The 21,548-nt window shown below is 74.1% G+C and carries 20 protein-coding genes; 10 read left to right on the forward strand and 10 right to left on the reverse strand.

Annotated features, from left to right (window positions below; translation table 11 throughout):
• The first annotated feature begins 38 nt into the window (after nt 1-38).
• The 3 genes from Q5762_RS04750 (at nt 39) to Q5762_RS04760 (ending at nt 4,233) form a co-directional block, all read left to right on the forward strand.
• The gene (locus Q5762_RS04750) at nt 39-1,457 is read left to right on the forward strand and encodes a GNAT family N-acetyltransferase (protein ID WP_315890650.1); all 1,419 of its coding nucleotides are present in this window, start codon (nt 39-41) and stop codon (nt 1,455-1,457) included.
• 458 nt (nt 1,458-1,915) lie between these two features.
• Nucleotides 1,916-3,622 (forward strand): DUF885 domain-containing protein, encoded by a 1,707-nt coding sequence (locus tag Q5762_RS04755; RefSeq protein WP_315890651.1) that lies wholly within the window; start codon nt 1,916-1,918, stop codon nt 3,620-3,622.
• Between the two features lie 164 nt (nt 3,623-3,786).
• Nucleotides 3,787-4,233: an Lrp/AsnC family transcriptional regulator gene (locus tag Q5762_RS04760; RefSeq protein WP_315890694.1), complete on the forward strand. Its 447-nt coding sequence runs from the start codon at nt 3,787-3,789 to the stop codon at nt 4,231-4,233.
• A gap of 22 nt (nt 4,234-4,255) precedes the next feature.
• On the opposite strand, the gene Q5762_RS04765 is transcribed toward Q5762_RS04760, so the two are convergent.
• The 6 genes from Q5762_RS04765 to Q5762_RS04790 all read right to left on the reverse strand — a co-directional run bounded on the left by Q5762_RS04765 (nt 4,256) and on the right by Q5762_RS04790 (nt 11,703).
• Complete coding sequence (locus Q5762_RS04765) at nt 4,256-4,771, reverse strand: hypothetical protein (protein WP_315890652.1); 516 nt, start codon at nt 4,769-4,771, stop codon at nt 4,256-4,258.
• A 263-nt stretch (nt 4,772-5,034) separates the two neighbouring features.
• The gene (locus tag Q5762_RS04770; protein WP_315890653.1) at nt 5,035-8,037 is read right to left on the reverse strand and encodes an SMC family ATPase; all 3,003 of its coding nucleotides are present in this window, start codon (nt 8,035-8,037) and stop codon (nt 5,035-5,037) included.
• Nucleotides 8,034-9,212 (reverse strand): exonuclease SbcCD subunit D, encoded by a 1,179-nt coding sequence (locus tag Q5762_RS04775; RefSeq protein WP_315890654.1) that lies wholly within the window; start codon nt 9,210-9,212, stop codon nt 8,034-8,036. Before Q5762_RS04775 ends, Q5762_RS04770 begins: the two co-directional genes overlap by 4 nt.
• 147 nt (nt 9,213-9,359) lie before the next feature.
• Nucleotides 9,360-9,986 carry a YigZ family protein gene (locus Q5762_RS04780; RefSeq protein ID WP_315890655.1) on the reverse strand — a complete coding sequence of 209 codons (627 nt, stop codon included), beginning with the start codon at nt 9,984-9,986 and terminating at the stop codon, nt 9,360-9,362.
• Between the two features lie 9 nt (nt 9,987-9,995).
• A complete protein-coding gene (locus Q5762_RS04785; protein WP_399494439.1) occupies nt 9,996-10,274 on the reverse strand; it encodes a helix-turn-helix domain-containing protein in 279 nt (92 codons plus the stop codon).
• A gap of 301 nt (nt 10,275-10,575) precedes the next feature.
• The gene (locus Q5762_RS04790) at nt 10,576-11,703 is read right to left on the reverse strand and encodes an AI-2E family transporter (protein ID WP_315890656.1); all 1,128 of its coding nucleotides are present in this window, start codon (nt 11,701-11,703) and stop codon (nt 10,576-10,578) included.
• Nucleotides 11,704-11,852: 149 nt separating this feature from the next.
• Here Q5762_RS04790 and Q5762_RS04795 point away from each other — a divergent pair, with 149 nt between their 5' ends.
• Together Q5762_RS04795 and Q5762_RS04800 are read left to right on the forward strand one after the other, a co-directional pair.
• A complete protein-coding gene (locus tag Q5762_RS04795; protein WP_315890657.1) occupies nt 11,853-12,278 on the forward strand; it encodes a CoA-binding protein in 426 nt (141 codons plus the stop codon).
• Between the two features lie 27 nt (nt 12,279-12,305).
• On the forward strand, nt 12,306-12,746 hold the full coding sequence (locus tag Q5762_RS04800; protein ID WP_315890658.1) for a DUF6086 family protein: 441 nt from the start codon (nt 12,306-12,308) through the stop codon (nt 12,744-12,746).
• 74 nt (nt 12,747-12,820) lie between these two features.
• Here Q5762_RS04800 and Q5762_RS04805 read toward each other — a convergent pair whose 3' ends face one another.
• Together Q5762_RS04805 and Q5762_RS04810 are read right to left on the reverse strand one after the other, a co-directional pair.
• On the reverse strand, nt 12,821-13,378 hold the full coding sequence (locus tag Q5762_RS04805) for a YbaK/EbsC family protein (RefSeq protein ID WP_315890659.1): 558 nt from the start codon (nt 13,376-13,378) through the stop codon (nt 12,821-12,823).
• Between the two features lie 44 nt (nt 13,379-13,422).
• Nucleotides 13,423-13,995 (reverse strand): XRE family transcriptional regulator, encoded by a 573-nt coding sequence (locus tag Q5762_RS04810; RefSeq protein WP_315890660.1) that lies wholly within the window; start codon nt 13,993-13,995, stop codon nt 13,423-13,425.
• A 117-nt stretch (nt 13,996-14,112) separates the two neighbouring features.
• Here Q5762_RS04810 and Q5762_RS04815 point away from each other — a divergent pair, with 117 nt between their 5' ends.
• On the forward strand, nt 14,113-14,982 hold the full coding sequence (locus Q5762_RS04815; RefSeq protein WP_315890661.1) for a DMT family transporter: 870 nt from the start codon (nt 14,113-14,115) through the stop codon (nt 14,980-14,982).
• A 44-nt stretch (nt 14,983-15,026) separates the two neighbouring features.
• On the opposite strand, the gene Q5762_RS04820 is transcribed toward Q5762_RS04815, so the two are convergent.
• Nucleotides 15,027-15,770 (reverse strand): acyltransferase, encoded by a 744-nt coding sequence (locus tag Q5762_RS04820; RefSeq protein WP_315890662.1) that lies wholly within the window; start codon nt 15,768-15,770, stop codon nt 15,027-15,029.
• A gap of 133 nt (nt 15,771-15,903) precedes the next feature.
• On the opposite strand from Q5762_RS04820, the gene Q5762_RS04825 reads away from it, so the two are divergent.
• On the forward strand, nt 15,904-16,431 hold the full coding sequence (locus Q5762_RS04825) for a gamma carbonic anhydrase family protein (RefSeq protein ID WP_315890663.1): 528 nt from the start codon (nt 15,904-15,906) through the stop codon (nt 16,429-16,431).
• Between the two features lie 67 nt (nt 16,432-16,498).
• Here the strand turns inward: Q5762_RS04825 and Q5762_RS04830 are convergent, their stop codons facing one another.
• On the reverse strand, nt 16,499-17,164 hold the full coding sequence (locus tag Q5762_RS04830; RefSeq protein ID WP_315890664.1) for a DedA family protein: 666 nt from the start codon (nt 17,162-17,164) through the stop codon (nt 16,499-16,501).
• Nucleotides 17,165-17,415: 251 nt separating this feature from the next.
• Here Q5762_RS04830 and Q5762_RS04835 point away from each other — a divergent pair, with 251 nt between their 5' ends.
• The 3 genes from Q5762_RS04835 (at nt 17,416) to Q5762_RS04845 (ending at nt 21,511) form a co-directional block, all read left to right on the forward strand.
• On the forward strand, nt 17,416-18,822 hold the full coding sequence (locus Q5762_RS04835; protein WP_315890665.1) for a hypothetical protein: 1,407 nt from the start codon (nt 17,416-17,418) through the stop codon (nt 18,820-18,822).
• Nucleotides 18,823-18,947: 125 nt separating this feature from the next.
• Entirely contained in the window at nt 18,948-20,216 is a 1,269-nt protein-coding gene (locus Q5762_RS04840) for a MoxR family ATPase (RefSeq protein ID WP_315890695.1), read from the forward strand.
• Complete coding sequence (locus tag Q5762_RS04845) at nt 20,213-21,511, forward strand: DUF2201 family putative metallopeptidase (protein ID WP_315890666.1); 1,299 nt, start codon at nt 20,213-20,215, stop codon at nt 21,509-21,511. The genes Q5762_RS04840 and Q5762_RS04845 overlap by 4 nt, the downstream gene beginning before the upstream one ends.
• Nucleotides 21,512-21,548: the final 37 nt, after the last annotated feature.

Below are 21,548 nucleotides of genomic sequence, written 5' to 3' on the forward strand. Positions count from 1 at the left end.
TTCGTGATCACGCAACACCACTGGGCCACAGTGAGGTCATGACCGATGTGACATCCGCGAAGACCGCCCGCCGCCCCCACCACTGGCGGCGGGACCTCATCGAGCTCGCCGCCCTCTTCACCGCCGTGGTGGTGGCCGACACGATCGCCAAGACCGTCGTCCGCGGCGCCGAGGGCCCGTACATGCTCGTGTTCTCCGCGATCGCGCTGATCGCGACCGCCACCTTCCACACCTGGTGGGCACGGCGCCACAGCCATGCGCCGCCCGCCGGTGATCCCGGCGGCAGCGGGACCACCCCGCTGCCGCCGGCCACCGACGACCGATCCGGCGCCCCCGAGAACGGCACCGCGTCCGACGACCCCGCCGAGACGGCCCTCTGGCGGATGCGGACCACGGTCCGCGACACCCCGGGCAGCCTCGCCGCGCTGTGCACGGCACTGGCCCACCACCGGGTCGACATCCTGACCCTGCAGACCCACCCGCTCGCCGAGGGCACCGTCGACGAGTTCCTGCTGCGCGCGCCCGCCGGTCTCCAGGCGGCCGACCTCAGCCGGGAGATCGCCGGGGCCGGCGGCCGGAACACCTGGATCGAGCGCGCCGACGCCCACGACCTGGTGGACACCCCCACCCGGCTGCTCGGCCTGGCCACCCGCACCGCGCTCGACGCGGCCGAACTCCCGCTCGCCCTGCGCCAGCTGCTCGGCCGCTGCCGCATCCACTCCCTGCCGGCCGTCTCCCTCACCGGCCGGCCGACCGGCGAGACCGCCCCCGTCGAGGGCGTCCTGGAGGAGACGGTGATCCGCCTGCGCGACCCGAACGGCGGCGTGCTCACCATCGAGCGGCCCCATCTGCCGTTCACCCCGACCGAGTTCGCCCGCGCGCGGGCGCTCGTCGAGCTCGACGCCCGCCTCGGCCCGCGCATCCCGCGCAGCCAGGACGTCCTCACCCTGCCCGAGGGCAACGAGATCACCGTCCGCCGCGCCGACCAGCGCGACCTCGTCGCCGCCCGCGCCATGCACGACCGGTGCTCGGCCCGGACGCTCGCCCTGCGGTACCACGGCCCGATCGGGGACGCCGACCGCTACCTCGACCACCTCCTCAGCCCCCGCTTCGGCCGCACCCTCGCCGTGCAGACCGCCTCCGGCCGACTGGTCGCCCTCGGCCATCTGCTCTGGGACGGCGACGAGACCGAGGTCGCCCTGATGGTCGAGGACGACTGGCAGCGCCGGGGCATCGGCGCCGAACTCCTCGGCCGGCTGGTCGCGATGGCCGTCGAGGCCCGCTGCGAGAGCGTCTACGCCGTGACACAGTCGTCCAACACCGGCATGGTGGCGGCGATGCGGTCCCTGAACCTCCCCCTCGACTACCAGATCGAGGAAGGCACCCTCGTCATCACCGCCCGTCTCGCCACGGCCCCGGCCCCGGCGCGCAGCCGCCTCCCGCTGGGCGAACGCTGACGACGGAGGCCGACGTCGAACGTCGACGACGGACGTCGACTAGAGACGTTGACGAAGGACGTTGACCACGAACGGTAGTTGGCCGAATCCTTCGTACCCGGCCCAGGGCGCCGAATCGGCCCTCCTCTGCCCACCCGGGAAGCGGAACGGCGCGCCCACCTCCGCGAGCTCAGCGCCGAGGTGGGCGTACGGGCCGCAACCCGCCGGGAGACCGCCGCCGACGGGATCCGGCCAAACTCGGCCGAGGGCTCGACACGAGGCGGCCCGTCCGGTGGGGACCGTACCGGCGCGAACTGTTCGGCCCGTCCGCCGAGCGCATCCGCTCGGTGACCCGTGTGAAGGCCCGCCGGAACCCCGCCCCGGAGCCCGCGGACCGCGCGTTCCGGGCGCTCATTTGTCAGCCTCATGAGATCGATTGAGGATGACGCGACGACCGTGGAGGGACGAGGATGACCCCCATGCCAGAGACTGCCAGCAGCCCGCTGCCCCGCCAGGTCGCCGACAGCTACGTCGACGCACTCATCGAACTCGACCCGATCACCGGTACCTACCTGGGAGTCGAAGCCAGCGCCGGCCTCCTTCCGGACTTCTCGCCGGCCGGTCAGGAGGCGGTGGCCGAACTCGCCCGCCGCACCCTCGCGCGACTCGACGAGGCCGAGCGGCTGCCGGGCGCGGACACCGACGCCGAACGGCGCTGTGCCCGGCTGCTGCGCGAGCGTCTGACGGCCGAGCTCGCCGTCCACGAGGCCGACGAGGGCCTCTGCGCGGTCAGCAACATGCGCTCCCCCGCGCACAGCGTGCGGATGGTGTTCACCGTGGCGCAGACGGAGACCGAGGCGGACTGGCAGGCCGTGGCCCAGCGGCTGCGCGGCGTGCCCGCGGCGCTCGACGGCTACCGCGACGCCCTCGCGCTCGGCCTGGAGCGCAAGCTCCTCGGCGGGCCCCGGGCGACCACCACCTTCGTCGGGCAGCTGACCGAGTGGGCGGGCGGCGACGAGGCCGGGGGCCGCGGCTGGTTCGAGGAGTTCGCGGCGACGGCCCCGGAGTCCCTCCGTCCCGAGCTGCGTACGGAACTGGCGTCGGCCGCCCGGGGCGCCACCGAGGCGGTCGCCGCGCTGCGCGACTGGATGCGCGACGTCTACGCCCCCGCCGTGGCGGGCGCGCCCGACACCGTGGGCCGCGACCGGTACCGGCGCTGGTCGCGGTACTTCAACGGCACCGACCTGGACCTCGACCAGGCCTACGCGTACGGCTGGTCCGAGTACCACCGGCTGCTCGCCGAGATGCGCACCGAGGCGGACCGCATCCTGCCCGGCTCCGGCCCCTGGGAGGCGCTCGCCCATCTCGATGTGCACGGCACCCACATCGAGGGCGTCGAGGAGGTCCGGGTCTGGCTGCAGGGGCTGATGGACGAGGCGATCGAGGCGCTGGACGGCACCCACTTCGAACTCGCCGAGCGGGTAAGGAAGGTGGAGTCGCACATCGCCCCGCCGGGCGGCGCCGCCGCGCCGTACTACACCGGCCCGTCGGAGGACTTCTCCCGGCCCGGCCGCACCTGGCTGCCGGTCGACGGCCAGACCCGCTTCCCGGTGTACGACCTGGTGTCGACCTGGTACCACGAGGGTGTCCCGGGCCACCATCTGCAGATCGCGCAGTGGGTGCACGTCGCCGACCAGCTCTCCCGCTACCAGGCGACGATCGGCGGGGTCAGCGCCAACGCGGAGGGCTGGGCGCTCTACGCCGAGCGGCTGATGGACGAGCTGGGCTTCCTGCCGGACGCCGAACGGCGCCTCGGCTACCTGGACGCGCAGATGATGCGGGCCTGCCGAGTGATCGTCGACATCGGCATGCACCTGCGGCTGGAGATCCCGGCGGACTCGCCGTTCCACCCGGGCGAGGAGTGGACCCCGGAGCTGGCGCAGGAGTTCTTCCAGCAGCACAGCAGCCGGCCGCCGGCCTTCATCGAGAGCGAGATGACCCGCTATCTCTCGATGCCGGGGCAGGCCATCGGCTACAAGCTGGGCGAGCGGGCCTGGCTGCTCGGCCGCGCCAACGCGCGGGCGGCGCACGGCGACGCGTTCGACGCGAAGGCGTGGCACATGGCGGCGCTTTCGCAGGGCCCGCTGGGCCTGGACGACCTCGTGGAGGAGATCTCGCGCCTCTGAGGCGGGGCGGCTGCCCCGCCGTATCGGCCCCGGTCCTACGGCTGGTCTCCCGGCGGCACTGACCCGGTGGGATTCCGGTCCGTTCCGCGGTCCGGACGGTGAGAACTCCCCGGGGATCACTTGATCACCCGGGGATTCCCCTGCACCATCTCCGCATGACCGTCATGACCGACTACACCCCGGACGCCACCGACTGGCGCATCCTCGACGCCCTGCAGAGCCAGGGCCGGGCCAGCTTCACCGAGCTGGCCCGCACCGTTTCCATGTCGGCCTCCGCGGTGACGGAGCGGGTCCGGAGGCTGGAGGAGGCCGGGGTGATCACGGGCTACGCGGCGGTGATCGACCCGGATCGGCTCGGGCTGCCGATCCTTGCCTTCGTCCGGCTGCGCTACCCGAACGGCAACTACAAGCCGTTCCACGATCTGATCGCGTCCACCCCGGAGGTCCTGGAGGCGCACCACGTGACCGGGGACGACTGCTTCGTGCTCAAGGTCGCCACGCGCTCCATGAAGCATCTGGAGGAGGTGTCCGGCAAGGTGGGCACGCTGGGGGCGGTGACGACGAGTGTCGTGTACTCCTCGCCCCTCCCCCGGCGCGCGATCAGCCGCTGACGCCCCGCTGCCGCACGACCCGTCAGAAGCGGTCCGTGCCGAAAACGTTCCGCGCGTCCGACACCAGCATCCGGCGGGCCCGATGGTGGTCCTCCTTCCGCGCCTCCCTGTCGCGGCCGGTGGCCTCCGACTGTTGTCGGGTCCCGCTCAGCAGGAGAGCGGCCCGCTCGCCGCCGAGTCCTGGAAGGCCGTCGAGAGCCTGCTCCGCGTCCACGTACTCCGGAGACGATTCGCGCTGCGCGCGGGGTACGCGATCACCCGCGTCCCAGAGCCTTTCGAGAGCCTCCCGCGCCCGGACCGCTGCCGCGTCCCCCAGCTTCGCCCGCCTTCGCAGCTCCCTGAGGGCCCGATGGGCCGGGGCGGATGTCTGAGCCGTCCAGTACGTGCGCCCCACGGCCTTGCGGAGATCGTCGATGGGAGCGAGAAGCGCCGCCGGCGCCGCAAGTTCGGCCTCGGCATGGGCGAGCGTGAACGGGTGCCGGCGCCGCCGGACCTCCGGCAGGGAGTCCGTGGTGTAGAGCTCGTCCGCGCCCTCCATGCATGCGCCGGCGGCTCGCAGGTAGGCCGCAAGGAGCGACCAGCGGCGGTCGTACAGAGCTTGCTGGTGCGCGGCCTGCCGCTATCTGAGCGGCTTGCTGTGCGGCCGTGGCCTGAGCCTGGCCGCCACGCGCCTGGACCCAGCCGCCGAGCACGGTGCCCAGGGCCGTGCCGCGCACGGCGACGGCCCCGATCACGGCCGAAGTGATACTCGCGTCCATGTGACGCCCCCCTGATCCGAGTTGTCGAGGAGAACCCGGCGAGTCAGGCGCCGGCCCCCTTCTGCCGCACGGCCGATCCGCTCCGCTCCTTCACGACCTCCAGCTGGGCCGGGATACGGCGGCGGAGGTCGGCGACGTGGCTGACGATGCCGACGCTGCGGTCCCGTTCGCGCAGTGAGTCGAGGACGTCGAGGACCTCGTCCAGGGTCTGCTCGTCCAGGCTGCCGAAGCCCTCGTCGATGAAGAGGGTGTCGAGCCGGACGCCGCCTGCCTCGTCGGTGACGACGTCGGCGAGGCCGAGCGCGAGGGCCAGCGAGGCGAAGAAGGTCTCGCCGCCGGACAGGGTGGAGGTGTCCCGCTCGTTGCCCGTCCAGGCGTCGACGACGTGCAGGCCGAGCCCGGCCCGCTTGCCTCCGGAGCGGGCGTCGGAGTGGACCAGGGTGTAGCGGCCGGACGACATGCGCTGGAGGCGGGCCGTGGCGGCGGCCGCGACCTGTTCGAGCCGGGCGGCCAGGACGTACGACTCCAGGCGCATCTTCCGTTCGTTCTCCGCCGAGGTGCCCGCGGTCAGTCCGGCGAGCCGGGCGACGCGGTCGTACTCCTCGCGCAGCGGTCCGAGGCGGTGGACCTCCGTGTCGGCCTGGCGCGAGAGCCGGGCCAGTTCGGCGCCGCGCTCGCGGACGGCGGCCAGGGCCGACGTGGCGTCCCGCAGGGCGCGTTCGGCGGCGGTGTGTGCGGCCTCGGCGGCCTCCGGGTCGGCGGGCGGCCGGTCGGCGGCGGCCCGGGTCTCGGGCTCGGCGAGCCGGTCGGCGACGGCGGCGGCCTCCGCCTGCCAGGCGTCGAGGCGGTGCTGGAGCGTGCGGTGCTCGCCGTCGTCCAGGAGCGCGGCGGCGGCCTCGGCGGGGGTGTCGAACCCGGCGCGGAAGGCGGCGTCGGCGAGCCGGTCGTCGGCCTCCTTCAGCCGCTGGGCGGTGAGCTCCACAGCGCGTACGGTCTCGGCGGCGTCGACCAGGATGGCGATCTGCCGCTCCAGCCGCGAGGCCTGCTCGGCGACGCTCGCGGACTCGCCACGCCCTCGGGCCACCTCGGCGTCCAGCGCGGTCTGCTCCCGGTCGAGCGCCTCCCGCTGGGAGGTCCGGGCGGCGACCCGCCGCTCGGCGTCCCGCTGGGCCGCGACCCGGGTCTCGTACTCCCGCTCGGCCCGCGCGAGCGCCTCGCGCGCACCGTGCGTCTGCCCGGCGAGCGCATGCGCGTCCGCGTGCAGCCGCGTCAGCTCCTCGACGTCTGCGGCGAGTTCGCCGACCGTGGGTTCGGCGTCGGGAGCGGCCCCCGTCGTGACCTCCGCGCGGGCCGCCGCCCATGCCTCGGCGGTGGCGGCTGTTTCGCGTTCCGCCGCCGTACGGGCCTCCTCCGCGCGGGTGAACGCGGCGTATGCGGCGTCCTCCGTGGCGAGGTCGACGTGGTCCGCGCCCGTGCGGGCGGGGGCCGGATGGTCGGCGGAGCCACAGACCTGGCAGGGGTCGCCGGGGGTGAGGGCGGCCGCCAGCTCGGCGGCGATGCCCTGGAGGCGGCGGGACTTGACGTCGAGCCAGGTCTCGTGGGCCTCGTTCCGGCGCTCGCGGGCGGCCGTCAGCAGGGACTCGGCGGTGGCCGTCCGCGCGGCCAGGTCGTCCCGGCGGCGGGCGGCGGCGAGGCGGCGCCGGGCCGGTTCGAGGCGGCCCGCCAGGTGCTCGGCGCGGGCGGCGGCCTCCTGGGAGGCCTCGATCCGGGCCGACAGCTCCGCCCGACGCGGCTCCCAGCCGCTGAGCCAGCCGCCCGCGTCCTGGAGCACCTCCTCGTCGGCGCGGGCCTGTCGCACCAGCTCGGCGCGCTCGCGCGCGAGTTCGGCGCCGCGCCGCTCCGCCCGCCGCGCGGACTCGAGCCCGCCCAGTTCCTCACGCAGCCGCCGCTCCAGGGTGGACAGCTCGTCCGCGCCCGCCTCCGTCAGCCGGGCGGGGAGGCGGCCGCGGCTCTGCTCGCGGGCCACGCGCGCGTCCGCGTGCTCACGCTCCGCGTCGGTCCGCAGCGAGAGCGCCGGGGCCACCAGGTCGGCCTTGCGCGAGCGGTCGAGCACCGCCTGCGCCCGGTCCCGCTCCGGCCTGCCCGCCTCCAGGTCCTCCTGCCGTCGCCGGGTCTCCGCGTGCCGCGCCTGACGGGCCGCCAGGTCCCGTTCCGCGTCGAGGGTCCGGCGGGCGGCGGCCTGCCGCGACTCGGCCGCCGAGACGGCCGCGTCGGCGATGTCGAGGGCCTCGCGCGCCTCGGAGCGGGCGACGGCGGCCAGCGTCAGGACGGCCTGGGCGAGTCCGGGCTCGCCCGGCCGCTCGTCGACGACGGCGCCGCCGGTGACCTGCGCCGTCCGGTGGGCGAGCGCGAGCAGCCGCTCGTCGCCCTCCCGTACCTGACGCTCGGCGGCGCGCCGCAGATCGGCGAGGCGCTCCTCGACGGCGGCGAACCGCCGGGTGTCGAAGAGCCGCCCGAGCAGCTTGCCGCGGGCCTCCGCGTCGGCCCGCAGGAAGCGCGCGAAGTCGCCCTGCGGCAGGAGCACGACCTGGCAGAACTGCTCCCGGCTCATGCCGACGAGCTGGGTGATCTCCTCGCCGATCTCCTGGTGGGAGCGGCTCAGCGCGGCCCACTCGCCGGAGTCGTACTCGCGGAGCCAGCTCTGGGCCTTCTCCGTGGTGAAGCCGCCGCCGCGCTTCTTGGGGCGCGGCTGGGCGGGCCGCCGGGTGATCTCCAACCGCCGCTCCGCCACGGTCAGTTCGAGCGTGACCTCGGTGTACGTGCCGGCCGGCGCGTGGTCGCTGCGGAGCGAGCTCCCGGGCGACTGCCGGGCGCCGGGCACGGCTCCGTACAGGGCGTAGCAGACGGCGTCGAGGACGGAGGTCTTGCCCGCGCCGGTCGGGCCGTGGAGCAGGAACACGCCCGCGGCGGAGAGCGCGTCGAAGTCGACCTCCTGGGTGGCGCCGAAGGGGCCGAAGGCGGTGACGGAGAGGCGGTGGAGTCTCACCGGGCGCCCACCTCGCGCTCGGCCGCCGCCGCGTCGACCCGTACGTCGTCGAAGGCGCCGTACAGCACGGTCCTTTCGGTCGTGTCGGGTCCTGCGCCGCCGCGCACATGGGCCACGAAGTCCTCCGCGATCTGCTGGTCGCTGCGGTCGCGGAGCCGCTGGGCGTACGAGGCGGACGGGTCGCTCTCGGCGCGCTCGGGCTCGAAGACCAGGTTCAGGGTGTGGGGGAAGCGCCCCGCGAGCCGGGCCATGGGCTCGGCGGGCCGCACCGGGTCGGTGAGGGTCGCCTCGACCCACGACTCCTCGTGCCGTACGAGGGCGGGGTCGGCCAGCAGGTCGTCGAGCCGGCCGCGGATCCGGGCGAGGGACCGGGGCACGGGGCAGTCGAGGCGCTCGGCCGCCGCTATCCCGCCGTCAGAGCCGAGGTCGATGAGCCACATGGTCTTGCGGTGGTGGACCTCGGAGAAGGAGTACGCGAGGGGCGAACCGGAGTAGCGGACGCGCGGGGTGACGGTCTGGCTGCCGTGCAGGTGGCCGAGGGCCACGTAGTCGACGCCGTCGAAGACCCCCGCGGGGACGGCGGCGACGCCGCCGACGGTGATGTCCCGTTCGCTGTCGCTCGGTTCGCCGCCCGCGACGAAGGCGTGCGCGAGCACGACGGACCGGGTGCCGGCGGGCCGGCCGGCGAGGTCGGCGCGGACCCGGTCCATGGCGGCGGAGAGCACCGCCTGGTGCCCGGCCTTCACGGCGCCCAACCGCTCGCGCACGAGGGCCGGTTCGAGGTACGGCAGGCCGTACAGCGCCACGTCTCCATGGGCGTCGGCGAGCACGACGGGCGTGCCGATTCCCGCCGGGTCCGTACGGAGGTGGATGCCGGCCCGCTCGATGAGTCCGGCGCCGACGCCGAGGCGGCGGGCCGAGTCGTGGTTCCCGGAGATCATGACGGTCGGCACCCCGGCCTCGGCGAGCCGGTGCAGGGCGGTGTCGAAGAGCTCGACGGCGGTGAGCGGCGGCACGGCCCGGTCGTAGACATCCCCGGCGACCAGGACCGCGTCCACGGCGCGCTCGCGCACCGTCGCCACCAGGTGGTCCAGGAACGCGGACTGGGCGTCGAGCAGGCTCACCCGGTGGAACGACCGTCCCAGGTGCCAGTCCGACGTGTGCAGGAATCTCATGATCCAGGAGCGTATCGGTGGGGTCGGACAACGACCGGGGGAACGGGAAATCCGGTCCTTCCCGGCTGCACGGCCCCGGGAGTTCCCGGGGCTGCCGGGTCCACGGTCACCGAGGCTGTGGACCCGCTGCTCCCCCGGGCCGTCCGCTCACGCATCGCCGTACGCCTCGCCGCCCAGCTCCAGGGTCGCGGTGCCGGCGGTCGCGTCCGCGAGCCAGCCGCGGAAGGTGTCCACGTCGGCGTCGGGGAGGCCGATCTCGATGGCGACCGTCTCGCCGTACCGCACCTCGCGCACGCTGCGTCCCGTCGCCCGCAGATCGTTCTCCAGCTTGCCCGCGCGCTGGTGGTCGACGGTGACCGTGGCGAGGCGGAAGCGCTGCCGGGTGAGGGTGCCGAGCGCGTCCAGGGCCTCGCCGACGACACCGCCGTACGCCCGGATCAGTCCGCCCGCGCCGAGCTTCACGCCGCCGTAGTAGCGGGTGACGACGGCGGCGACGTACCGCACCTCGCGCCGCATGAGCATCTGGAGCATCGGCACGCCGGCCGTGCCGCCGGGCTCGCCGTCGTCGCTGGCCTTCTGTACGGAGGCGTCGGCGCCGATGACGTACGCGAAGCAGTTGTGCGTGGCCGTCGGGTGCTCCTTGCGGACGCGCGCGACGAACTCCTGCGCCTCCTGTTCGGTGGCCACCGGCGCCAGTGCGCAGATGAAGCGCGAGCGGTTGATCTCGGTCTCGTGCACACCCTCGCGGGCGATGGTGCGGTACTGCTCCTGCATCCCGCCACCCTATGCGCCCGGGAACGCGCCCCTGTCCCCCACCGTCCGCTCCTGCTCTTCGCCGAGGTCCGCGAGCGGCAGGGCCCGCAGGGCGAGGGCCCAGCCGAGGCGGGTGTCGCCGGATTCGCTGGAGGGGCCTGTGAGCTCCGCGATACGGCTGACGCGGTTGAGGACCGTGTTGCGGTGGCAGTAGAGCCGCTCGGCGGCCCGGGCCGCGGAGCATCCGCAGTCCAGCCAGACCCGGAGGGTCTCCAGGAGAGCGGCGCTGCTCGCCTCGCCGCTCGCCAAGGGCCTGTTCGACGCTGCGCGCCGCGCCGTGGAGGACCGGGGCGCCGGCGCGGACCCTCCGGGTGTACCGGACGGGCCGCCCCGGGGAGATACCCGGCGAGCTGTGGCACGAGGCGCTGCGCTGCGCCGCCGGGCTGACGGCCGGCGGGCCGGGGCCGGCGGCCTGGGTCGCGTCCCGGCCGGTGATGACCTTCGGCCGCCCGGGCGACGACGGGCCGACGCTGGTGGAGTCCCCGCGGGAGGGTGAGCGGAGGTCCTGGGACGGCGTCCGAGGGGTACGCGTACCCGCGGCCCCGCGCGGTCAGGACGGAACGGGGGCCCCGATGGACGGCGGCGCGTCGTCCTGCTCCGGCTCCTGCTCTGGCTCCGGGTCGCTGAGCTGTTCGCGCAGGTAGTTCCAGACGACCGCGATCAGCGCGGCGATCGGTACGGCGAGCAGGCTGCCCACGATGCCTGCGAGGCTGCCGCCCAGCGTCACCGCCAGCAGGATCACGGCCGCGTGGAGGCCGAGCCCGCGGCTCTGGATCATGGGCTGGAAGACGTTCCCCTCCAGCTGCTGCACCGCGACGATGATGGCCAGCACGATCAGCGCGTCCCTCGGACCGTTGGACACCAGCGCGATCAGGACCGCGACCAGGCCGGCGAAGAGGGCTCCGACGATGGGCACGAAGGCGGAGACGAAGGTCAGCACCGCCAGCGGGAGCACCAGCGGCACGCCGAGGATCCACAGCCCGATGCCGATGAAGACGGCGTCGAGCAGGCCGACGAACGCCTGCGACCGCACGAACGCGCCCAGGGTCTCCCAGCCGCGCGTGGCCACGACGGGGATGTCGGTGGCCAGCCGGCCGGGGAGCTGACGGGTGAGCCACGGCAGGAACCGCGGACCGTCCTTGAGGAAGAAGAACATGAGGAAGACCGCGAGGACGGCGGTGACCACACCGTTGAAGACGGTGCTCACCCCCGTGCCGACCGCGGAGACCACATTGCCGACGCTGTTCTGTACGCGGTCGATCGCGGTGTCGAAGGCGCCGGCGATCTGTTCGTCGCCGATGTTCAGCGGCGGACCGGCCGCCCACTCGCGCAGCTTCTGGATACCGTCCACGACGCCGTCGGCGAGCTCCCCCGACTGTGACGACACGGGCACCGCGATCAGCGCCACGGTGCCCGCGGCGGCCAGCAGGAAGAGCACGGTGACCGTCGACGCCGCCAGTGCGGGGTGCCAGCCGTGCCGGCGCAGGAAGCGGGTGAACGGCCAGGTCAGCGTGGTGAGGAGCAGGGCCACTATGAGGGGCCACACGACCGACCACATCCGGCCGAGCAGCCACAGGGCCACGGCGGCCATGACGAGGACGACGAGCAACTCGGCGGAGACGCGGGCCGATCGCCGGAGTGCGGCGGCGGATTTCGTGGAACTGAGCGTGGCAGGCATGGGGTTCACCCTATGGCTGACCGGCCGCGCCTCGGATCCCGGTCCGACGACCGGGGACCGACCGGCCGTGGCTCCGCCGGGAATGCGGCGCGGTCGGCGCTCGTTCCCTCTGCAGGGGTGTCCGACCCCACCGACCGGAGGTAGAGAGCGTGCAGAGCGAGAGTGACGTCGTCCGGAACATCCTCACGGAGCGGGGCGACACCTGGGCGGTCGTCGGGCTGTCGTCGAACCGGTCGCGCGCGGCCTACGGCGTAGCGGCGGTCCTCCAGCGTTACGGCAAGCGGATCGTGCCCGTGCACCCGAAGGCGGAGACGGTCCACGGCGAGCAGGGGTACGCCTCGCTCGCCGACATCCCGTTCCCGGTCGACGTGGTCGACGTCTTCGTCAACAGCGAGCACGCGGGCCAGATCGCCGACGAGGCGGTCGCCATCGGGGCCAAGGCGGTGTGGTTCCAGCTCGACGTGATCGACGAGGCGGCGTACGCGAGGACGCGCGAGGCGGGCCTCGACATGGTCATGAACCGCTGCCCCGCCATCGAGATCCCGCAGCTCGACCGGCGACCGGACCTCGTCTGACGCGCGGCGCCCAGGCGGGCGGCCGCGATGAGCCAGTACTTCGACATGGGTGACGAGACGCTGTGGAACCCGTCCAACGGCGCCTCCCGCATGTTCCTGCGCCAGGTAGCCGTCTTCGAGGCCGAGCTGGAGCTCCCGTCCGGCCTCGGTCCGATGGAGAACGACGAGTGCCAGATCGACCGGGCCGTGTTCGAGACGTTCGTCGACGCCCTGCTTGCGCGGCACCGGAGAACGAGCCACGGCATCCTGCTCGCGCTGTCCGAAGGCTTCACGGCCACCGTGCTGGCTCTGGCCGAGCGGGCCGGAATCAGGGTGGACTGGGAACAGCTCGGATCCGGTCTGCCGGGCGGACTCGAAGACGTTCAGGTCTCCGCCGCCACCGGGATGTCCGCGCCGCCGGAAGCCGGACCCTGGGGTGCGGGACTGCGCGAAAGGGCACGGGAGCTGGGGCGCCACATGGCCCGCTGACCGGAGCACGGGCTGACCGGGGCACGGGAGGACCGGAGGACCGGAGGACCGGAGGACCGGAGCGGAAACGCAGCTCACTCCTCGCCCAGGGCCTCCAGGACGACCCCGCCGGGGAGTTGGGCGAGGGCCTTGCCCGGGACGATCAGCTTGCCGCGGCGGCGGCCGCTGCCGATGAGGACCCAGGGGAGGTCGACCACGGTGGCGTCCACGAGGACGGGCCAGTCGGCCGGGAGTCCGATCGGTGTGATGCCGCCGTACTCCATGCCGCTCTCGCCGGTCGCGGTCTCCATGTCCGCGAACCGCGCCTTGCGGGAGCCCAGGTGACGGCGGACGACTCCGTTGACGTCGACCCGGGTGGCCGAGCGCACCACACACGCGGCGAGGGTCGTCTCCTCGCCCCGCTTCCCGGCGACGATCACGCAGTTCGCGGACTCGTCCAGCAGCCCGGCGCCGTAGTGCTCGACGAAGAGGGCCGTGTCGGCGATCTCCGGATCGGTGTCGACGTACAGCAGCTGCTCCGCCGGGACGGTGCCCTGCCACGCGCGCACGGCCGCGGCGACCGGCTCGGTGAGCTGGTCGAGGCAGTCGGGGGCGGGTACGGCGTTGTCGAAGTCTCCGATGGGTGCGCGCATACGGCCCACGCTAACAGCGGCCGTCCGGGACGGCGTTGGGCGTCTCAGCGTGCGGGCGGGATGGAGACGGCCATGGTCATCTCGACCCGCTCCGCGCCGTCGTTGCGGTAGGCATGCGGCACGTTGGCCTCGAAGACGGCGGAGGTGCCGGCCGGGATGTGGTGCTCCTCGCCCTCCACGACGAGGGTGAGCTCGCCCGCCGTGACGTGCAGCAGCTCGGTCGTGCCGTCGGGGTGCGGGTCGGACGCGCTGCCGTCGCCGGGCATCAGCGTCCAGGCCCAGAGCTCCAGCGGGCCGCGGGCCTCGGTGCCGGCGAGGAGTGTGGTGTGGCTGCCGGTGGAGGTGGACCACATGCGGACGGCCTGGTCGGGCGGGACGAGCCGGACGTGCGGGCCCTGCTCGTAGTCGAGGAGGGTGGTGATCGAGACGCCGAGCGCGTCGGCGAGCTTCACGGTGGTGCCGACGCTGGGGTTCGTGCGGGCCTGCTCGATCTGGATGATCATGCCGCGGCTGACGCCCGCCCGGGCGGCGAGCGCGTCCAGCGTGAAACCGCGCTCATTGCGCCACCGCTTCAGATTCCGCGCGAGGGACTGCGTGAGCTGATCCAGGTCCGACACATTCCGTCCAATATTTTGAATGACAGAGTTCAACAGACTGAACTACGGTGAGGTCTACCGCGGTGTACTCAGCTGTCCACCGCACTGTACTGCGAGACCGCCACCCTGCGAGGATCCATGACTGCGCTGTTCGCTCTGGCCACCGCCCTGCTCTGGGGCCTGGCCGACTTCGGCGGCGGGCTGCTCACCCGGCGCATGCCCGCCCTCACGGTGGTCGTGGCCTCGCAGGCCGTCGCGGTCGTCGTCCTCGGCGCCATCGTGATCGCCACCGGCGCCTGGTCGGAGGCCGGACCCCAGCTCTGGTACGCCGTCGCGGCGGGCGTGGTCGGTCCGGTCGCGATGCTCTCCTTCTACAAGGCCCTCGCGCTCGGCCCGATGGGCGTGGTCTCCCCGCTCGGTTCGCTCGGCGTCGTCGTGCCCGTCTCGGTGGGCCTGCTCATCGGCGACCGGCCGGGGCTGCTCCAGTTCGCCGGGATCGGCGTGGCGATCGTCGGCATCGTCCTCGCCGGCGGGCCCGAGCTGCGCGGCGCGCCCGTACAGCGCCAGGCCGTGCTGCTCACCCTGGTCGCGGCCTTCGGCTTCGGCTCGGTCATGGCGCTGATCGCCGAGGCGTCCACGACGCTGACCGGCCTGTTCCTCGCCCTGTTCGTGCAGCGGGTGACCAACGTGGCGGTGGGCGGCGGCGCGCTGTACATCTCGGTGAAGCGCGGCGGCCGCGCGCTGCCCGAGGACGGCGGCGGGATGAAGGTCGTGTGGGCGGCCCTCCCGGCGCTCGCCTTCGTGGGCCTCGCGGACGTCGCCGCCAACGGTACGTACTCGATCGCGGCGCAGAACGGCCCGGTGACCGTCGCCGCGGTCCTGGCCAACCTCTACCCGGTGATCACCGCGATCGCCGCGCGCGGGGTGCTGAAGGAGCGGCTGCGCGCGGTCCAGGCGGCGGGAGCCGGCCTGGCCCTGGTCGGCACGGTGCTCCTCGCGACGGGCTGACGGGCGGACATGCAGGGCAGGCGCTAGGAGCGGGGGCAGCGGGGTCAGCCCTCCGCGAGGTCCCAGGCAGCGAGCGCGGCGAGCTGCTCGTGCGTCACGCCGTCCGGCACCGGTACCGGCGCCGGGGTCCGCAGCGGCGGCTGCCAGCCCTTCTCCGGGTCCCAGCTGCGCACGACCTTGGCCGGGGCGCCGGCCACCACCGAGTGGTCCGGCACCTCGCCCCGTACGACCGCTCCCGCCGCGACCACCACGTTCCGGCCGAGCCGCGCGCCCGGCAGGATCACGGCGCCCGTGCCCAGCCAGCAGCCCGGCCCGATCTCGACCGGCTCGGAGCGCGGCCACTGCCTGCCGACCGGCTCGTCGGGATCGTCGTAACTGTGGTTGGTCGAGGTGATGTAGACGTACGGACCGCAGTACGTGTCCGAGCCGATCGTCACGTGCGTGTCGGCGATGACGTGGCTGCCGCGGCCCAGGACGACGCCGTTGCCCAGCGTCAGGACGGTCTCCGGGCCGAGGTCGAGTCCCGGCAGCATGCCCGCGGTGAGCGTCACCTGTTCGGCGATGATGCAGCACTCGCCGATCTCGATCCACTGCTCACCGAAGACGGTGCCCTGCGGGAAGGCGAGCCGGGTGCCCGCGCCGAGGCGCCGGAAGCGCAGCCGCCCGGGGCGCTCGGCGGTCACGGCCCCGGTCTCCTGCACCCAGCGCCACCCGCCCTGCACGGCCCGGGCGAGAACGCGCCGCCGCCAGGCGGTCAGGGATGAGAACGTGTTTCTGTTCCTGGGCACCCGGACACGGTAGTCGCCGCCGTCGTACCTGATCAGGGGGGTGCCCTGTGATGTCCGTCATGGGACGGGGCTAGATTGCCCAGCAGGGCGTGACGCGCGCAGACGAAGGATCACGAGTGATCAGGAGCGAACGATGACCGAGGCGTTGATCAAGGGCGTGGGCGGCAAGGAACCGCGGATCGATCCGACCGCCTTCACGGCCCCGACGTCCGTCGTGCTCGGTGACGTCACGCTGGGGGCCCGCGCCGGCGTCTGGTACCACGCGGTGCTCCGCGCGGACTGCGGTCCCGTCGTCGTCGGCGAGGACTCGAACATCCAGGACAACTGCACGGTCCACGTCGACCCGGGCTTCCCGGTCACGATCGGCGACCGGGTGACGGTCGGCCACAACGCGACCGTGCACGGCTGCACGATCGAGGACGACGTCCTGGTCGGCATGGGCGCCACGGTCCTCAACGGGGCCCGGGTGGGCGCCGGCTCGCTCATCGCCGCGCAGGCGCTCGTCCCACAGGGGATGGAGATCCCGCCGGGTTCGCTGGTGGCAGGTGTCCCGGCGAAGGTGCGGCGCCCGCTCACGGACGAGGAGCGGGCGGGCATCCGGCTCAACGCGGAGATGTACCTCCACCTGGCCAAGGCCCACGCCGAGGCCTTCCAGGACTGAGACACACGAAGGGCGCGGCGGCCGTGCGGCCACCGCGCCCTCGAACGTTTCTACGGACAGGCTTCGATCAGTCCGCCACGGCGACCGGCGTCGGCTCCGCCGCCGGCTCGGTGGTCGTCTCGGCCTTCTCCGCGGCCTTCTTCGCGCGGTTCTTCAGGATCAGCATCGACGTGACACCGACCAGGACCGCGAGGACCAGACCCAGCCACGAGAAGCGCTTGAGCCAGGCCTCGGCGACGACGCCCACCGAGTAGATGACGGCTGTCGTACCGCCCGCCCAGAGGATGCCGCCGAAGACGTTGGCGATGAGGAACTTCCAGTACGGCATCCGCAGCACGCCCGCGAGCGGACCGGCGAAGATCCGCAGCAGGGCGACGAAGCGGCCGAAGAAGACCGCCCACATGCCCCACTTCTCGAAGGACCGCTCCGCCAGCGCGATGTTGGCCTCGCCGAAGTGCTTGGGGAATCTCTTGCCCAGCCAGGCGAGCAGTGGCCGGCCACCCTTGCGGCCGATCGCGTAACCGATCGAGTCGCCGATGATGGCCCCGGCGGTGGCGCAGGCGCCGAGGACGTACGGATTGATGTCACCGTGCTGGGAGGCGAGCAGGGCCGAGCTGACGAGGACGATCTCGCCCGGCAACGGGATCCCCAGGCTCTCGAGCCCGATCACCACTCCCACCAGCGCGTAGATCGCGACCGCGGGGATCGTCTCCAGCCACTCCTGGACGTGCAACGCGGATTCCTCCCGTGTCGAGGCGCACGCCGCGTCGCGCGCGCCGGGGCAGCCTACCTGGTCACGGGCGGAGGTCCGGTCGCGTGCGGGAGCGTGGACGTGCCGAGGTCCGGTCGCGTGCGGGGCATAGGCGGGGCGAGGCGGGGGCGTAAATCACTGGCCCGCCGTGGCCGGGGGCCGGTACGCTCCGCCGCGATGACTACTCACACCGTTCAGTGTTGGGGGGTCCCGTCCGCGCAAGGTGAGTGCTGATGCTCACTCACTCCGCGTACGAGGATTCCCACGCTTCCTTCCTCTCCTTCTGGCTGCGCGTCCGCGAGTTCGCCGTGCCGCCGTCCATGATCACGACAGCCGCCGCCCGCCGCCGGGTCGGGGACTGGGCCGGGGCGTGTGCCGCCGCCCGTGTCGACATCGATCTCGATCTACGGTCCGTGGCCCGGGCCCACGGCCGGGAACTCGCCGACCGCGTCCGCCGCGACCTCCGCCGGCTGGCTCCTGACCTGCTGCGCTGGCACCTGCCGAGGATCGCTCCGGACGGGCTGTTGCGCCCGGGGCTGACGATCGCGCTGGCCGGGTACGACAGGCCGGACGCGGCGGCGCACACGGGACCGGTGCACCTGGTTGCCCGTACTCCCCCGGCCTGGGCGGACGGTGGTCAGCGGATCAGCCTCGCTCTCTGGGACGGGTCTCCCGACGGCCCCCTCGGCGAGGGCCCGGCCGGCCGGCATCCGCGCCCTCGTCCCAGCCGGCGCTTCCGCCTCGATCTGCACCGCCACCTGTGGGACGCGCGCAGGGCGGACGAACTCCGGGCCCGTTCCGGGGCGGACCGTCCGCCGAGGGGCGATCCGGGGCTGCCGGTCCCGGAGGGGTACCGCTGTGCCGTCGACCGATGGGCGGCCGAGGCGGGCCACCTGCTCCGGGCCGAGGGCGGGTCCGGCGGTGCCGTGACCGTACGCCTCGGGACGCGGCACCGGCTGACCCTGGACCTGACGCCCGGAGCGGAGCCCGCCCCGGCCGCGTGGCGGATCGCCGCCGTCTCGTCGGACGGCGGCAGCGGCTCCCGGTCGCCCGTCCTGCCGGACGCGGCGACCTGGGTGCTGCCCGACCTGGAGCTGCTCCGGGCCGGTGCGATCGATCCCGACCGGCTCCATCCGCTGGTCGCCGCCGCACTCGTACCGGATCACGCGCCGAACCCGGCGTCCGCTCCGTCCGAGGACGGGACGACCTCGGGTCCTCGGGTCGTGGAGTGCCGGGGCGCCCGGCACCGGATCGCCCTGGTCGACGGCGTCCTGGCTCCCCTGGACCACGCCCCGGACGAGCTCCGGCGGGAGGAGCTGCTCGTCGCGCTCGGCGGCCCGCCGCTCCCCTGTCTGCGGGAGATCGACGAGGCGCACCGCCGCCCGGACTGCCTCGTCGGCGTGCGCGAACGTCTGCAGCACGGCGACACCGCCGGTGCGCTGGCCGTCGTCGAAGGGCTGCTCGGCCCCGAGGCGACGCTCCGCCGCGGGCCGCTACGGGACGCGCTGGAGGAGGCGGCGGGGCGGCGGATCGCCTACGGGCTCTTCCGGTCGGGCCTCTCCGGACCCAGTCCCCACCGCACCCCTGCCGCCACTCCCCGGCCGCGCGACCACCGCATCCGCCCCCGCCACGCGCGCTGACGCCGACCGGCGCCCGGCGCCCGGCCCGGCACCCGCGCTGAGGCCGGCTGCCCCCCGGGGCTCCGCCCCGCACCCACTTCTCACGACGAACCCCAAGGTGATCACCCATGCCCACCCTGCACACCATGCCCGCGTACGCCCCAGCCCCAGCCCCTGCCCTCGCTCCCGCTCCCGCTCCCACCCACTCCCCCGTTTCCGCGCTCGACATCGCCGACGACCTGCTGGCCCTGCTGGCCGACACCACCACCGAACCGCGAACCGACACCCAGCTGGAGGCCCTGACGCTTGCCGTGACCGCCGACCTGCCGGTGATCCTCTGGGGTGAGCCGGGGATCGGCAAGACGGCGGGCCTGACCCGGCTGGCGGAGGAGCTGGACCTCCCGCTGACGACGGTGATCGCGAGTGTGCACGAGCCGTCGGACTTCTCGGGGCTGCCGGTCGTCGGAGACGACCCCGCCACCCAGGGCGTCCCGCTGGCGCCCCCGGACTGGGCCGTGCGGCTGGTCCGGGCCGGCCGGGGGCTGCTGTTCCTGGACGAGCTGTCCACGGCTCCGCCGTCCGTGCAGGCCGCGCTGCTCCGTCTCGTACTGGAACGGCGGATCGGCGCGCTCCAACTGCCGCCCGGCGTACGGATCGTGGCCGCCGCCAACCCCCGGTCGTCGGCGGCCGACGGCTGGGAGCTGAGTCCGCCGCTGGCCAACCGGTTCGTCCATCTGCAGTGGACCCACGACCGGGAGGTCGTCGTCCGCGGGCTCGGCGGGACCTGGCCCCGGGCCACGCTCCCGCGGCTGGACCCCGAACGGCTGCCCGCGGCCGTGGAGTTCGCCCGGCGCGCGGTGTGCGGGTTCCTGTCCGCCCGCCCCGAGCTCGTACACCGGCTGCCCACCACCGAGACGCGGCGGGGCGGACCGTGGCCGTCGCCGCGGAGCTGGGAGATGACCCTCCGGCTGATCGCCTTCGCGACGGCGGCCGGCTCCTCGCGGGACGTGCTGGCCCAGCTGGTCCGGGGCAGCGTGGGCGAGGGCCCCGGCCTTGAGCTGATGGCGAGCCTGGAACGGCTGGACCTCCCGGACCCCGAGGTGCTGCTCGCCGACCCGGCGGCCGTCGAGCTGCCCGAGCGCGGGGATCTGCGCCAGGCCGTACTGGACGGGGTGGTGGCGGCCGTACGCGAGCGCCCTGACGAGGCCCGCTGGGACGCTGCCTGGGCGGTCCTGGTGCGGGCACTGGAGACCGGCGCCCCTGACCTGGTGGTCGTCCCGGCGACGACGCTGGCCTCGCTGCGGCAGGCGGACTGGTCGGTTCCGGCGTCGATCGAGCGGCTCGCGGGCGTCGTCACCCTGTCCCGGCGCGCGGACGACGCGGCGGGCCGGGCGGCCGGGGCGGGACGCCGATGACACGGGACGCGCCCAAGGCGCTGGGGACGGAGGCGTACGACGGACCGGCGGCGACGCACGACGGACGGCCGGCCCTGGACCGCGACAAGCTCTTCTCGGCCCGCCTGCACGCCGCCCGGGCCCGGCCGTACCTCGCGACGGCGCTGTTCGCCCTGCATCCGGTCGAGGACCGGCAGGTGCCGACGATGGCGGTGGACCGCTACTGGCGCTGCTACGTCTCGCCCGGTTTCGTGGACCGGACCCCGGAGGAGGAGCTGGCCGGGGTGTGGGTGCACGAGGTGTCGCACCTGCTGCGCGACCATCACGGGCGCGGTGACAGGTTCGCGAAGGAGCACGGTCTGACCGGCCCCGGGGAGCGGCTGCGGATGAACATCGCGGCGGACATGGAGATCAACGACGACGTGTTCGGCGACGGCCTGGTCCGGCCGAAGGGCGCCGTCATACCGAGCCACCTGCGTCTCCCCACCGGGGAGCTGATGGAGGACTATCTGCGGCAGTTCCGGCTCGGGCCCGGGACGGAGCACTACGCCTGGCTGGACTGCGGCAGCGGCGCGGACGGCCGGGAACGGGAGTGGGACCTCGGTCCCGACGGCGCGCACGGTCTCAGCGCGCAGGAGCGGGACGCGGTGCGGTTCCGGGTGGCGCAGGCCATCACGGGGCATCCGGGGAGCGCCCCCAGGGGGTGGAAGCGGTGGGCGGAGGAGGCGTTCCATCCGCCGCAGCCCTGGCGGGAGTTGCTGGGCGCGGCGCTCCGCTCGGCGACCTCGGGGCCGGGCGCGGGCGACGACTACAGCTACGGCCGGCCGTCCCGGCGCTCGGCCGGGCTGCCCGGTGTCGTCCTGCCCAGCCTGCGGCGCAGGCCGCCGCGCGTCTCGGTGGTGATCGACACCTCGGGCTCGGTCAGCGACGCCGAACTGGGCAGCGCGCTCCTGGAGGTCGCCTCGATCTCCCGTACCGTCGGCGGCCGTCGCGACCTCGTCACCGTCGTGTCGTGCGACGCGGCGGCCAGGGTCGCGCACCCGATCTGCGCGGCGGAGGGGATCCCGCTGATCGGCGGCGGCGGTACGGATCTCCGGGCGGGCTTCACCAAGGCACTGGCCGGCCGGCCCCGCCCGGACGTGATCGTGGCCCTGACCGACGGACAGACGCCGTGGCCCAGCGCGCCACCCCCGTGCCGGACGGTGGTGGGCCTGTTCCCCCGCACGGGGCCGGCCAGGCCGTACAACGAGAACAACCCCGACTACGTCCGGAAATCACCGCCCGACTGGGCCCGCGTGGTCGTCATCGACGCGTGAACCGGGAAAGATCGCCGTGCTCTTCCGACGGGAGGTG

Origin of the sequence: Streptomyces sp. P9(2023), from assembly GCF_032436795.1 — a bacterium.
In the GTDB taxonomy this organism is placed as follows: domain Bacteria; phylum Actinomycetota; class Actinomycetes; order Streptomycetales; family Streptomycetaceae; genus Streptomyces.

Excerpts from the sequence above, each read along its gene's own strand:
- Q5762_RS04845 (WP_315890666.1), top strand. The coding sequence starts at position 20,213 with ATGACACGGGACGCGCCCAAGGCGCTGGGGACGGAGGCGTACGACGGA.
- Q5762_RS04780 (WP_315890655.1), bottom strand. The coding sequence starts at position 9,986 with ATGCAGGAGCAGTACCGCACCATCGCCCGCGAGGGTGTGCACGAGACC.
- Q5762_RS04840 (WP_315890695.1), top strand. The coding sequence starts at position 18,948 with ATGCCCGCGTACGCCCCAGCCCCAGCCCCTGCCCTCGCTCCCGCTCCC.
- Q5762_RS04755 (WP_315890651.1), top strand. The coding sequence starts at position 1,916 with ATGCCAGAGACTGCCAGCAGCCCGCTGCCCCGCCAGGTCGCCGACAGC.
- Q5762_RS04790 (WP_315890656.1), bottom strand. The coding sequence starts at position 11,703 with ATGCCTGCCACGCTCAGTTCCACGAAATCCGCCGCCGCACTCCGGCGA.
- Q5762_RS04805 (WP_315890659.1), bottom strand. The coding sequence starts at position 13,378 with ATGCGCGCACCCATCGGAGACTTCGACAACGCCGTACCCGCCCCCGAC.
- Q5762_RS04760 (WP_315890694.1), top strand. The coding sequence starts at position 3,787 with ATGACCGACTACACCCCGGACGCCACCGACTGGCGCATCCTCGACGCC.
- Q5762_RS04775 (WP_315890654.1), bottom strand. The coding sequence starts at position 9,212 with ATGAGATTCCTGCACACGTCGGACTGGCACCTGGGACGGTCGTTCCAC.
- Q5762_RS04765 (WP_315890652.1), bottom strand. The coding sequence starts at position 4,771 with ATGGAGGGCGCGGACGAGCTCTACACCACGGACTCCCTGCCGGAGGTC.
- Q5762_RS04800 (WP_315890658.1), top strand. The coding sequence starts at position 12,306 with ATGAGCCAGTACTTCGACATGGGTGACGAGACGCTGTGGAACCCGTCC.
- Q5762_RS04835 (WP_315890665.1), top strand. The coding sequence starts at position 17,416 with ATGCTCACTCACTCCGCGTACGAGGATTCCCACGCTTCCTTCCTCTCC.
- Q5762_RS04825 (WP_315890663.1), top strand. The coding sequence starts at position 15,904 with ATGACCGAGGCGTTGATCAAGGGCGTGGGCGGCAAGGAACCGCGGATC.
- Q5762_RS04750 (WP_315890650.1), top strand. The coding sequence starts at position 39 with ATGACCGATGTGACATCCGCGAAGACCGCCCGCCGCCCCCACCACTGG.
- Q5762_RS04815 (WP_315890661.1), top strand. The coding sequence starts at position 14,113 with ATGACTGCGCTGTTCGCTCTGGCCACCGCCCTGCTCTGGGGCCTGGCC.